General features: G+C 63.7%; 13 protein-coding genes. All 13 read left to right on the forward strand.

From position 1 onward, the window contains the following. Positions 1-87 precede the first annotated feature (87 nt). On the forward strand, positions 88-1,383 hold the full coding sequence (glyA, locus tag OOZ51_RS07045) for a serine hydroxymethyltransferase (RefSeq protein WP_265978548.1): 1,296 nt from the start codon (positions 88-90) through the stop codon (positions 1,381-1,383). Positions 1,384-1,391: 8 nt separating this feature from the next. Beyond that, complete coding sequence (locus OOZ51_RS07050) at positions 1,392-2,303, forward strand: bifunctional methylenetetrahydrofolate dehydrogenase/methenyltetrahydrofolate cyclohydrolase (RefSeq protein ID WP_265978549.1); 912 nt, start codon at positions 1,392-1,394, stop codon at positions 2,301-2,303. A 102-nt stretch (positions 2,304-2,405) separates the two neighbouring features. After that, positions 2,406-3,566, forward strand: coding sequence for a sensor histidine kinase (locus tag OOZ51_RS07055; RefSeq protein WP_265978550.1), 1,161 nt, complete (start codon positions 2,406-2,408; stop codon positions 3,564-3,566). Continuing rightward, positions 3,563-4,228 carry a response regulator gene (locus tag OOZ51_RS07060; protein WP_265978551.1) on the forward strand — a complete coding sequence of 222 codons (666 nt, stop codon included), beginning with the start codon at positions 3,563-3,565 and terminating at the stop codon, positions 4,226-4,228. Before OOZ51_RS07055 ends, OOZ51_RS07060 begins: the two co-directional genes overlap by 4 nt. Before the next feature lie 134 nt (positions 4,229-4,362). Next, positions 4,363-4,662, forward strand: coding sequence for an SHOCT domain-containing protein (locus OOZ51_RS07065; RefSeq protein ID WP_236816154.1), 300 nt, complete (start codon positions 4,363-4,365; stop codon positions 4,660-4,662). Between the two features lie 248 nt (positions 4,663-4,910). After that, the gene (locus OOZ51_RS07070) at positions 4,911-5,840 is read left to right on the forward strand and encodes an ABC transporter ATP-binding protein (protein WP_265978708.1); all 930 of its coding nucleotides are present in this window, start codon (positions 4,911-4,913) and stop codon (positions 5,838-5,840) included. Between the two features lie 41 nt (positions 5,841-5,881). Then, positions 5,882-6,736 (forward strand): ABC transporter permease, encoded by an 855-nt coding sequence (locus OOZ51_RS07075; RefSeq protein WP_265978554.1) that lies wholly within the window; start codon positions 5,882-5,884, stop codon positions 6,734-6,736. Continuing rightward, on the forward strand, positions 6,733-7,566 hold the full coding sequence (locus OOZ51_RS07080; RefSeq protein WP_265978555.1) for an ABC transporter permease: 834 nt from the start codon (positions 6,733-6,735) through the stop codon (positions 7,564-7,566). The genes OOZ51_RS07075 and OOZ51_RS07080 overlap by 4 nt, the downstream gene beginning before the upstream one ends. A gap of 66 nt (positions 7,567-7,632) precedes the next feature. Further along, positions 7,633-8,205: a hypothetical protein gene (locus OOZ51_RS07085; RefSeq protein WP_265978556.1), complete on the forward strand. Its 573-nt coding sequence runs from the start codon at positions 7,633-7,635 to the stop codon at positions 8,203-8,205. Between the two features lie 10 nt (positions 8,206-8,215). Continuing rightward, positions 8,216-9,049: an exodeoxyribonuclease III gene (locus tag OOZ51_RS07090; protein ID WP_265978557.1), complete on the forward strand. Its 834-nt coding sequence runs from the start codon at positions 8,216-8,218 to the stop codon at positions 9,047-9,049. Positions 9,050-9,067: 18 nt separating this feature from the next. Continuing rightward, entirely contained in the window at positions 9,068-10,159 is a 1,092-nt protein-coding gene (trpS, locus tag OOZ51_RS07095; protein ID WP_265978558.1) for a tryptophan--tRNA ligase, read from the forward strand. 4 nt (positions 10,160-10,163) lie between these two features. Then, complete coding sequence (locus OOZ51_RS07100; RefSeq protein ID WP_265978560.1) at positions 10,164-10,856, forward strand: 2'-5' RNA ligase family protein; 693 nt, start codon at positions 10,164-10,166, stop codon at positions 10,854-10,856. A 133-nt stretch (positions 10,857-10,989) separates the two neighbouring features. Further along, entirely contained in the window at positions 10,990-11,895 is a 906-nt protein-coding gene (locus tag OOZ51_RS07105) for a YihY/virulence factor BrkB family protein (RefSeq protein WP_265978561.1), read from the forward strand.

The following is an 11,895-nucleotide window of genomic DNA, read 5'->3' on the forward strand; positions in this document are numbered from 1 at the left end:
GCCATGCCCCGTAATCAAACGGCATGGAAAAAACCCAGCCGGTAGCCTGACCTGTAGAAATACCCGTTGCCTATCCAGGAGATCTTCGTGACCACCACCATCACCTCCGCGACCATCAGCAACCAGCCGCTTTCCGAACTCGACCCCGAGATCGCAGCGGTTCTGGAACAGGAACTCGGCCGCCAGCGCGGCACCCTGGAAATGATCGCTTCCGAGAACTTTGCGCCCCGCGCCGTCATGGAGGCCCAGGGTTCTGTCCTGACCAACAAATACGCCGAAGGCTACCCGGGCAAGCGCTACTACGGTGGCTGCGAATACGTGGACATCGCCGAGCAACTGGCCATCGACCGCGTGAAGGCCCTCTTCGATGCAGAGTACGCCAACGTGCAGCCGCACTCGGGTGCGCAGGCCAACGCCGCTGCCCTCTCCGCCCTGATCAACCCGGGCGACAAGATCCTGGGCCTGTCCCTCGCCCACGGTGGCCACCTGACCCACGGCATGAAGCTGAACTTCTCCGGCAAGCTGTACAAGGTTGCCGCCTACCAGGTTGAAGCAGACACCTTCCGCGTGGACATGGACAAGCTCCGCGAGCAGGCCATTGCCGAGAAGCCGCAGGTGATCATCGCGGGTTGGTCCGCTTACCCGCGCCACCTCGACTTTGAGGCCTTCCGCTCCATCGCCGACGAGGTTGGCGCGCTTCTCTGGACGGACATGGCCCACTTCGCCGGCCTTGTGGCAGCAGGCCTGCACCCGAGCCCGGTGCCGCACTCCGACGTCGTCACCTCCACGGTGCACAAGACGCTGTCCGGTCCCCGTTCCGGGGTGATCCTCGCCAAGGAAGAATGGGCGAAGAAGCTCAACTCCAACGTTTTCCCGGGCCAGCAGGGCGGTCCGCTCATGCACGTGATCGCCGCCAAGGCCGTTGCCTTCAAGATCGCCGCGGGCGAGGAATTCAAGGAGCGCCAGGAACGAGTCATCGAAGGCGCCAAGATCATCGCGGACCGCCTGAACCAGGCCGATGTTGCCGGAGCCGGCATTTCCGTCCTGACTGGCGGCACCGATGTCCACTTGGTCCTCGTGGACCTGCGCAACTCGCAGCTGGACGGCCAGCAGGCCGAGGACCTCCTGCACTCGGTGGGCATCACCGTCAACCGCAACGCCGTTCCGTTCGACCCCCGCCCGCCGATGGTCACGTCCGGCCTGCGGATCGGTACTCCGGCTTTGGCCACCCGCGGATTCGGTGCTGCTGAGTTCACCGAGGTTGCCGAGATCATCGCTTCGGCGTTGAAGGCCGGTTCCGCCACCGACGTTGAAGCCCTGCAGGCCCGGGTCGACAAGCTCGCCGCCGACTTCCCGCTGTACCCGCAGCACGAGCAGTGGTGAACCCGTCCATGGCGCAGACCGCGAAGATCCTCGACGGCAGGGCCGCCGCCGCCGCCATCAAATCTGAGCTCACTGAGCGCGTCGCTGCCCTGAAGGCCCACGGCGTAACTCCGGGCATTGCCACTGTGCTCGTTGGCGCGGACCCTGCTTCGCAGCTTTACGTGTCCATGAAGCACAAGCAGTCTGTGGAGATCGGGATGAACTCGATCCAGCGTGAGCTTCCGGCGGATGCCACCCAGGCCCAGGTTGAGGCCCTCATTGACGAACTCAATGCGGACCCCGCCTGCCACGGCTACATCGTGCAGCTGCCGCTGCCCAAGCACCTAGACACCGACGCGATCCTCGAGCGGATCGACCCCGCCAAGGATGCTGACGGCCTGCACCCGACCAACCTGGGCCGGCTGGTGCTCAACGTCAACGGAGAGATCACCTCGCCGCTGCCGTGCACGCCCCGCGGCGTCATCGAGCTCCTGGAGCGCAACGGCTACAGCCTCGCCGGCAAGCACGTTGTGGTGGTCGGCCGCGGCGTCACGATCGGCCGCTCGATCGGCCTGCTGCTCACCCGGCGGGCCGTGAACGCCACCGTGACGCTGACGCACACCGGAACCAAGAACCTCTCGGAGCTGCTGCGGCAGGCGGACGTGATTGTGGGCGCGGCGGGTGCCAAGCACATCGTCAAGGCTGCGGACGTGAAGCCGGGTGCGGCGGTGCTCGACGTCGGTGTAACCCGTGAAACCGACCCCGAGACGGGCAAGAGCAAGGTCCACGGCGACATCGATCCCGCCGTTGCCGATGTAGCCGGCTGGATTTCGCCGAACCCCGGCGGCGTCGGTCCCATGACCGTGGCGCTGCTCATGACCAACGTGGTCGAAGCCGCGGAACGCCAATTGGCAGCGGGAAGCGTCTCCGGCGTCGTCTGATTTTGCTCCCCACCGCCATGTAGGACGCCTACTCCCTCGGGAGTAGGCGTCCTACACCGTTAACCCGACGACGCCGGAGCCCACCGCGGCTAGGCTCGGAGCATGCAGCGGCGTTTCCAGGGTCCCCCTACGAGTTTCATCGTGATCGCGGTGGCCTTGATCCAAGTCCTGGGGACCGTCTTTTCGGCGGGACACCAGGCTGCGCTGCGCCCCTTGGACCCCCTGGCATTCATCCTGTTGCTGGCGGGACCCGCGGCCCTGGCTTTCCGGTCCAGCAGGCCCGTGGTTATGCTTCCGGTCACCTTGGCGGCCACTTTCAGCTATGTGATCCTTGGTTACGCCTGGGGCCCGATCGTGCTGTCCCTGGCGTTGTCGATCATCCTGACCGCGGCCGCGGGGCTGCGCTGGCAGGCCTGGCTTGGGGCAGGGATCTGCGCCGTCGCCGTCGTCTTGTTCTCCGTCCTGACGGGAGGTGAGACCGGGCTTGTCCGGGCATCCGCCGGCATCGCGTGGGTGGCGATCCTTGTCCTGATCGGTGAAGGCTTCAGGCGGCGGGGCGAGCGGATGGCAGAATACCGACGCCGGCGCGAAGCCGCGAAACAGGCCGAACGTGATGAATACCGGCTCACGCTTGCCCGCGATATCCACGATGTTGTGGCCCACTCCCTGTCGATGATCAACGTCCAGGCCTCCGTGGCGCTTCACCTGGGCACCAACGATCCCGAGAAGCTCCGCCCGGCACTGGAGGCCATCAAAGCGGCGAGCAAGGAGTCTTTGGCCGAGGTCCGTCAGCTCCTTGGCGTACTGCGCGACGACGCTCCGTTGAGTCCTGCCGCACCGCCAAGTTTGGCGCGGATCCCGGAACTCGTGGAGGACGCCCGGCGCGGCGGCCTGGAGGTGCGATTCGAGAACTCCGTAGACCCGGAGCGAGTGGGCCCGGAACACCTGGGCGCGGTACACCTGGGCGCGGCACAGCAGGAAACGGCCTACCGGATTGTCCAGGAAGCGCTGAGCAACGTCCGCAGGCACTCAGGGGCTGCGTCCGCCGTCGTACTTCTGGAATTGGCGGGGAACGCACTCAAGGTGAGGATCGACGACGACGGTGCAGGCATGCGGGGAGCGGCAGCCGGCAACGGGCTGACAGGTATGCACGAGCGTGTCCAGGCTCTGGGCGGCACGCTTGGCTTGACGTCGCTGGAACCGGGGTTGCGCGTTGAAGCGATGCTCCCGCTGAACCTTACCCAAGGAGAACACCGGCCATGATCCGCTTGCTGCTTGCCGACGACCAGACCCTCATCCGGGCGGGATTCCGGGCGCTCCTGGATGCTGAACCGGATATGGAAGTGGTGGCGGAAGCGGGTACCGGCAAGGACACGGTCAGGCTGGCCGAGCGTGAGGCGCCCGACGTCATCCTCATGGACATCCGCATGCCCGATGGCGACGGGCTGGCCGCCACCCGGCAGATCCTGGCTGACCCTCGCCTCGCGCACACCCGCATCATCATCCTCACCACGTTCGAACTGGACGAATACATCGCCGAGGCTGTGCGCGCCGGTGCGGCCGGCTTCCTCGTCAAGGACACCGAACCGGAGGAGCTGATCCGCGCTGTGCGGGTGGTCCACGACGGCGATGCCCTCCTTTCGCCGTCGGTTACCCGCCGCATCATGGCCCAGCTGGCCCTGCACAGCAAGGCGGCGTCCAAGACAGTTCCCTTGGACCAGATCACTGAGCGCGAAAGGGAAGTCCTTGCGCTGGTCGGCGAAGGCTTGAACAACGCCGAGATCGCCGAGCGGCTGTTCATCACCCCTCTGACGGCCAAGACGCACGTTTCCCGCATCATGACGAAATTGCTGGTGCGGGACCGGGCGCAATTGGTGGTTCTGGCGTACGAATCCGGTTTGGTCCGGCCCGGCTGGAGCAGCTAGCCGTTCCGCGCAGTCTCCCGGGGGAGTAGGCGGCCGGACGCAAGTGACTCCCGGTGGCCGACGCATTTGGGTGGGCCGAAAACCCAGACTGGAAACAGAGCCGAGATACGGCCTGTTGAGAGTTTGGACTGGACATGTTGACATCACTGAGCACCACCATCGGCGCGGCGGCCGCGCAGCTTCCCGCCGACGTCGTCCATGGACCGGGGGACGGATTCGTCTTCTGGCCGTTTTTCCTGCTGATCCCGCTGTTTTGGTTCCTGGTTATCGGATTCTTCATCTTCTTTGGCCGCCGCATGTGGCGGCGGAACCACTACTGGGCCGCAACCCAGGGCGCCGAAAGCGTGCTGAGGGAGCGCTACGCACGCGGCGAAATCGATGAGACCGAGTACCGCCAACGCCTGGAAGTGCTGCGGACGCATCCGACGAAGTGAGGGACTGGCGGATTCTGCTGGATCAGCCGCATTGATAGACCATCAGGCCCTGGAATCATGCGATTCCAGGGCCTGATGCTTGGAGTGATCCAGCAGAATGTCGCGCAGGCTGGCTTCCGCGGCGAGTTGGGCCCCGGGTTAATCCAGAAAATTGCGGAATACCTCTTTCACGTATTCCTTGGCTCTACTAGTCTGCTGGGGTGCACAATGAAGCCACCCGCTCTTTCTCCACGTCAGCCAGCTTCCAGATGAACCCACCCGCAGTCATCACAGCCGAGAATCTCACCAAGAGCTACGGCGAGCTCACAGCCGTCGACGGTATCTCCTTCGAAGTTTCGGCAGGGGAGTCCTTCGGCCTGCTTGGCCCGAACGGCGCCGGCAAATCGACCACCATGAAAATGATTGGCGGAGTCTCCCATCGCACGTCCGGGAAGCTCAGCATCATGGGCCTGGACCCGGAAACCCACGGGCCGGAAGTCCGCGCGCACCTGGGCGTGGTGCCCCAGCAGGACAACCTGGACGAGGAACTGAAGGTCCGCGAAAACCTGATTGTCTATGGACGCTACTTCGGCCTGCCTTTGAGCTACTTGCGTCCCAAGGCCGATGAGCTGCTCGAGTTCGCCCAACTGACAGACAAAGCCAAGTCCAGGGTCGATGCCCTCTCGGGCGGCATGAAACGGCGCCTCACGATCGCCCGCTCACTGATCAACGAGCCCAAGATCCTGCTCTTGGATGAGCCCACCACGGGACTGGATCCCCAGGCCCGGCACATCCTCTGGGACCGGCTGTTCAGGCTCAAGGAACAAGGAGTCACGTTGATCCTCACCACGCATTACATGGATGAGGCCGAACAGCTTTGCGACCGGCTGATCGTGGTGGACAAAGGCAGGATCATGGCCGAAGGCTCGCCGGCCAGCCTGATCCGCGAATATTCCACTCGCGAGGTCGTTGAACTCCGCTTCGGCTCGGAACGCAATACTACGATCGGCGTCGAACTCGAAGGCGTCGGAGAACGGGTGGAGACGCTGCCGGATCGTGTGCTCATCTACGCGGACGACGGCGAATCGGCCTTGGAGCAGGTCTCGGCGCGCCGGCTCCGTCCGCTGACCTCGCTGGTGCGGCGTTCTTCGCTGGAGGACGTCTTCCTCCGCCTGACCGGGCGGAGTCTTGTTGATTAGAGGACAGTTGACTAGCGGACAGCAGTTGAGTGGGAGGACGCATGACTGACGCGCAGCTCCCGACGGCGGACCATCCCTTGCGCGCTCACTCGCCGGCCGTCTCGGCCAGCCGCGCGCGGCGCTGGGGATCGTTCTTCTACGCCGAGCAGGTCCTTCGTGTGATGCGTGGTTACGGCTGGTCCGTGTTCCTCTACAGCGTGGGGCAGCCGGTGGCATACCTGTTCGCCATGGGCATCGGGCTCGCCAGCCTGGTGAATGCGAACAGTACGTCGGTGTTCGGCGGTGTGAACTACCTGACCTTCATCGCGCCGGCACTGCTGGTCTCATCCGCGGTCATGACGGCGTCGGGGGACTTCTCCTACCCGATCATGGACGGCTTCAAATGGCGCCGCGTGTTCTATGGCCCGCACGCCTCGCCGCTCGTACCGCAGCAGATCGCCGCGGGCCACATCATGGCCAGTGCCTTGAAGTTCCTCGTGCAATCGGTGGTCTACTTCGTCATCGTGGCCATGTTCGGCGCCTCGCCGAGCCCGTGGGGCTGGGTGTCGGCGATAGTTGCCACGGTGGCCGGACTGTCCTTCGGGCTGCCGCTCATGGCTTATGCCTCGACCATCACCAAAGACTCCGGCCAGTTCGCCTTGGTGCAGCGGTTCATCGTTGTGCCGTTGTTCCTGTTTTCGGGGACCTTCTTCCCGCTGGACTCGCTGCCGCTGGGGGTGCGCTGGATCGGCTGGATCTCGCCGGTGTGGCACGGTACGCAGTTGGGACGCGTCTTCACCTACGGACTTGAGGAGAGCCCTGTGCTGACACTGACCCACGTCGTGTTCCTTGTGGGCGCGGCCGCTGCAGGTTGGACGCTGACGCGGCGCCAGTTCGTCAGGAGGATGGGGGCATGAGCGTTCTGACTGGGGGCCATAGCGCCACTGAGGCAGCCCGCGAACGTACGTTCGGCCCGCTGTACTCCCGGAACGCGCTCGCCGTTGTGGCCCGGGGCCTCATGGCGGCGAAAAGCAGTACCTGGCTGATCCTGGTGTCCGGGTTCTTCGAGCCGGTGCTGTACCTGATCTCCATGGGAGTGGGGCTGGGCCCGATTGTAGGCACCGTGGCCGGACCTGGTGGCCAGGAAATCAGTTACGCGGCCTACATTGCGCCGGCGCTCCTAGCCGTGTCCGCCATGAACGGCGCAGTCTACGACTCCACGTGGAACGTCTTCTTCAAGATGAACTTCGCCAAGCTGTACCAAGGCATGCTCTACACCTCCCTTGGGCCTTTGGATGTGGCCATCGGGGAGATTTTCCTCGCTTTGCTTCGTGGGCTCCTGTACGCGACGGGCTTCACCGCGGTCATGGCCGTCATGGGCCTCATCACGACGCCGTGGGCCATCCTGGTCATCCCGGCGTCCGTGCTGATTGCTTTCGGCTTTGCAAGCTTCGGCATGGGCATCACGAGCTTCATGAAGACTTTCCAGCAGATGGACTGGATCAACTTCTTCATGCTGCCCATGTTCCTGTTCAGCGCGACGTTCTACCCGATAACCGTCTATCCGCAGTACATTCAATGGCTCATACAGGCCATGCCCTTGTGGCATGGCGTGGAACTCCTGCGGCAGATCAGCATTGGCTCCTTCAGTCCGGCCACGGCAGTCCATATCGCCTACTACCTTGTGATGATCGCCCTCGGCATCATGCTCACCACGGGACGGCTGCGCAAGCTCTTCCTCAAATAGCAACCACGCTGTTCGCCGGGGGTGGAAGCGGCTGGCTCGTCCTGCGGAGTTTGCGACAATGGGTGCATGCAATCTCTCGGCGACGCCCCGTCATCTGTTCCCCCGTCCGCTTCCGCCAAGAGCCCTTTCAAGGGCTTCCGCATCGGTGGACTGGGGATGACGGTGGTGCTCATCGCTTTCCTGGTGGCCGTGATCTTCGCGGCAAACCAGAACGACGTGGTCGGTTGGATCGTCGCCGTTGTTTCTTTCGGCTGGCTCGCCTTGGCCGCTTTCGTGGTCTTCAGCATCCAGAGGGCTGCCAAGCGGGCTGGAGAAAAACTCACCGAAGCACAGAACGCGTTCAACGCGGCAACCGGCCGGGCGCCGTCGTCGTCGAGCGCCGACCACGGCGGCACACGCGTGGTCGCGGAACGCAGCGAAGCGGATGAAATCCGCGACCTCAAACTGGACCACTCGTTCAAGATTGTGCAGGTGCAGGTTCGCGTGGTGGAGGCTGAGCGCGCCAAGGGCGATTCTGCCGATCAAGACACCATCAACCGTGCGTTGGAGACCATCGCCATCACGTCAAGCAACGCCCGGGACATGATCAAGTCCTCCGGTGGCGGCGACGAGCCCGTCTCGGGCACCATCATCGACTAGAGTAGGCGGGGTGAGCTCGGCATTGAAGAAGGACTTCCTTCGCATCGCAACGGTCAACGTCAACGGCATTCGCGCCGCCTACAAGAAGGGCATGGCGGAGTGGCTGGAACCGCGCGACGTCGACATCCTGTGTTTGCAGGAAGTCCGCGCGCCTGATGAGGTGGTTCACCAGCTAATCGGCGAAGGCTGGCACATCCTCCACGCCGAAGCCGAGGCCAAGGGCCGCGCGGGCGTGGCGATTGCTTCCCGGCAGGAACCTACTGCCACTCGTGTGGGTATCGGCGACGATTACTTTGCCACCACCGGACGTTGGGTCGAGGCCGACTACGTCGTTCGGGACGGAAGCGGCGAGGATACTACCCTGACGGTCGTCAGCGCCTATGTGCACTCCGGCGAAGTAGACACCCCCAAGCAGGTGGACAAATACCGCTTCCTGGACGTCATGACCACGAGGCTTCCGGAGCTCGCCAAGCACAGTGACCACGCCCTGGTGGTCGGCGACCTCAACGTGGGCCACACGGAGCTCGACATCAAGAATTGGAAGGGCAACACCAAGCGTGCCGGTTTCCTTCCTGAAGAGCGTGCGTACTTCGACCGCTTCTTCGGCGACGAGATCGGATGGAGGGATGTCCACAGGGGCCTGGCAGGAAATGTCGATGGCCCCTACACCTGGTGGTCCCAGCGCGGTAAGGCCTTTGACACTGACACAGGCTGGCGCATCGACTACCACATGGCCACTCCTGGACTCGCGGCAGCCGCTCTTTCGGCCGTCGTTGACCGGGCGCCGTCGTGGGACACCCGTTTCTCCGACCACGCACCGCTGGTAGTCGACTACCAGCTCTAAGCTTTCGAAAGTTTCCTCATGACCAGTTCCACCACGACTAAACCCGCTGCGGCCGCAACCATGGCAACATCCACAAAACTGGCTGCCGGAGCCAAGCACCGTGTGCTGTCCGGCATGCAGCCGTCCGCTGACTCCCTCCACCTGGGCAACTACCTCGGTGCCTTAGTCAACTGGGTCCGTATGCAGGACGAGTACGACGCCATCTTCTTCATCCCGGACCTGCACGCCATCACGGTGCCGCAGGATCCTGCTGAGCTTGCCCGCCGTACACGTGTCACTGCTGCTCAGTACATCGCCGGCGGAGTAGACGTCAACAAGTGCACATTGTTCGTCCAGTCCCAGGTTCCTGAACACGCACAGCTCGCTTGGGTCCTGGGCTGCATTACGGGCTTCGGTGAAGCCTCGCGCATGATCCAGTTCAAGGACAAGTCCTTGCAACACGGTTCGGATCACGCCAGCGTCGGGCTCTTCACGTACCCGATCCTGCAGGCAGCCGACATCCTGCTGTACCAGCCGCACGGCGTACCCGTGGGCGAGGACCAGCGGCAGCACATTGAGCTCAGCCGCGATCTCGCCCAGCGTTTCAACAGCCGCTACGGCGAGACGTTCCAAGTCCCACAGGCCTTCATCCAGAAGGAAACGGCCAAGATCTACGATCTCCAGAACCCCAGGGCCAAGATGTCCAAGTCCGCAGAGTCGCCGGCTGGTTTGATCAACCTGCTGGATGACCCGAAGATCACGGCCAAGCGCATCAAGTCGGCGGTCACCGACACCGAGACGGAAATCCGTTTCGACCGTGAAGCCAAGCCCGGTGTGTCCAACCTGCTGAGCATCTACTCATCCATCAGCGGGCAGACTGTGGAAAAGATCGTCGCGGATTACGAGGGCAAGATGTACGGCCACCTGAAGGTCGATCTCGCCGAACTCGTCGCCGGGCACCTTGGACCTATCCGGGACCGCGCCAACGAGCTGCTGGCGGACCCGGCGGAGCTCGATCGGCTCCTGGCCCATGGGGCGGACAAAGCCCGCGAGATCGCCTCCGCCACTCTTGCCGACGTCTACGCCAAGGTGGGCTTCCTGCCTTACGGCGGAGCACCAGGAATCCGCTAAAACCATGTGCGCAGCTGGCAAGCTCAGCGTCCAGGTCGGCTCTCTTTCAAGGGGAGCCGGCCAGGCCACTGATGCCCGCCCGGACGCGGATGCAAACCAGTCTGCCAGCGCGTGCGGCGACAGCATGTGCGTGGGCGTCATCCTGGGCTTTCCCTTGGATGTGGCGCAGGAGCTGCAGCAATGGCGTGCCTCCTTCGGTGATCCCATGGCCGAGGCCATCCCTGCCCACATCACGCTGGTCACCACCACGCCTGCGCGGGATTGGGAAGCCACGCGGGAGCATGTTCGGGAGGTCGCCCGGCGCCAGGCGCCGTTCAAAATCACGATTTCCGGCACGGGCTCCTTCCGTCCGGTATCCCCGGTGGTGTTCCTGAAGGTCGAAGACGGTTTCACGGAGTGTGTGGGCCTGCATGAACAACTGCAGACCGGGCCACTCGAACGGGATCTTCCTTTCCCTTACCACCCCCACGTGACGGTAGCCCACGACGTCGCTCCCGAAAGCCTGGATGAGGCCGAAACGGTGCTCAAGAACTACACCGCCACCTTCCCTGTGGTTAGCATGGGACTTTACGAGCACGACGACAATGGCATTTGGCAGCTACGGGAAGAGCTCGACTTTGGCGGGGACGCAGACCAATCACGGAAAAGCACAGCACAACGACCGGCGGCAGGCAGAGAGGCCACCACTGCCGACTGAAGGGGCGCAGCTGAAGCTGCAGCTCATTCACCGTCAGGTCGAATGGGGTAAAGCCCGGCGCTCAGGCAATAGAGGCGCCAGAATACCAGCGTTCATCAACCTGGCCCTCGCCCGGCTGAGCAACTTCCGGCCCATGCGCACCTTTAGCCTCTACAACCTGCGCCATGGTCCCCTGTTGAGCGCCGGCATAGGCTTCACCATGTTCTTCTCCATCACAGGCCTGCTGGCCACGGGATTCGCCGTGACCGGATTGGTCCTCAAGGGGCAGCCCCAACTGGTTGATTCAATCGTCTCGAGCGTCGCCACGGCGGCCCCGGGACTCCTGAAAACCAACGGAGGCAGCGGCCTGGTGGATCCGCATGATCTCCTGAATCCCACAGGCCTTGGCTGGACGGCTGCCATAGCCGCCGTCGTCACGGTATTTACCGCGCTCGGCTGGATCGCGGGGATTCGGGAGGGTCTTCGCGGAGTCTGCGGGCTGGAGCCCGTGCAAGAGAACCCGCTGCTGATGAAGGCCCGCGACGCCGGTACCCTCCTGCTGCTGGGCGCAGCCTTGGTGGTCAGCGCCGGTGTTTCGCTGGTGTTCGGGACAGCAGCCGGATGGATCATCGAACGGCTCGGGTTGGCCGACGCCGTGGCCGGCCCCGTCACCTGGCTCGTTCGCACGGCCGTTCCACTGGTCCTCAACTGGGCGACGGCGGTGATCATGTTCCGCTTCGCAAGCCGCCTGAAGCTTCACCGCCAAGGGTTCCTGGAAGGAACAGTGCTGGCCGGTATCGGGACCACCATCCTCCAGATCTTCAGCACGGAGTTGCTGGCGAATGCCGGACGGAATCCCATTCTGGCCTCATTCGCCATCATCATTGGGCTTCTCATCTGGTTCAACCTGGTCAGCCAGGTCTACTTGATCTCCGCCGCGTGGGCAGCCATTAGGGAAGCGGATACCGCCGCGCACGAGCACCCCAAGCCGGCCCTCGGATCACGGCACCCTTCGCCCCATTCCTTCCCGGCGAAAGCATTCCCTGAGAAAGCCAAGTAG

Source organism: Arthrobacter rhizophilus (assembly GCF_026241105.1).
Lineage (GTDB): Bacteria > Actinomycetota > Actinomycetes > Actinomycetales > Micrococcaceae > Arthrobacter.

What these genes read in the sequence shown, in the direction of transcription:
- OOZ51_RS07050 (WP_265978549.1), top strand. Translation starts at nt 1,392, where the DNA reads ATGGCGCAGACCGCGAAGATCCTCGACGGCAGGGCCGCCGCCGCCGCC.
- OOZ51_RS07070 (WP_265978708.1), top strand. Translation starts at nt 4,911, where the DNA reads ATGAACCCACCCGCAGTCATCACAGCCGAGAATCTCACCAAGAGCTAC.
- OOZ51_RS07060 (WP_265978551.1), top strand. Translation starts at nt 3,563, where the DNA reads ATGATCCGCTTGCTGCTTGCCGACGACCAGACCCTCATCCGGGCGGGA.
- OOZ51_RS07075 (WP_265978554.1), top strand. Translation starts at nt 5,882, where the DNA reads ATGACTGACGCGCAGCTCCCGACGGCGGACCATCCCTTGCGCGCTCAC.
- OOZ51_RS07085 (WP_265978556.1), top strand. Translation starts at nt 7,633, where the DNA reads ATGCAATCTCTCGGCGACGCCCCGTCATCTGTTCCCCCGTCCGCTTCC.
- OOZ51_RS07105 (WP_265978561.1), top strand. Translation starts at nt 10,990, where the DNA reads ATGCGCACCTTTAGCCTCTACAACCTGCGCCATGGTCCCCTGTTGAGC.
- trpS (WP_265978558.1), top strand. Translation starts at nt 9,068, where the DNA reads ATGACCAGTTCCACCACGACTAAACCCGCTGCGGCCGCAACCATGGCA.
- OOZ51_RS07065 (WP_236816154.1), top strand. Translation starts at nt 4,363, where the DNA reads ATGTTGACATCACTGAGCACCACCATCGGCGCGGCGGCCGCGCAGCTT.
- OOZ51_RS07100 (WP_265978560.1), top strand. Translation starts at nt 10,164, where the DNA reads ATGTGCGCAGCTGGCAAGCTCAGCGTCCAGGTCGGCTCTCTTTCAAGG.
- OOZ51_RS07080 (WP_265978555.1), top strand. Translation starts at nt 6,733, where the DNA reads ATGAGCGTTCTGACTGGGGGCCATAGCGCCACTGAGGCAGCCCGCGAA.
- OOZ51_RS07055 (WP_265978550.1), top strand. Translation starts at nt 2,406, where the DNA reads ATGCAGCGGCGTTTCCAGGGTCCCCCTACGAGTTTCATCGTGATCGCG.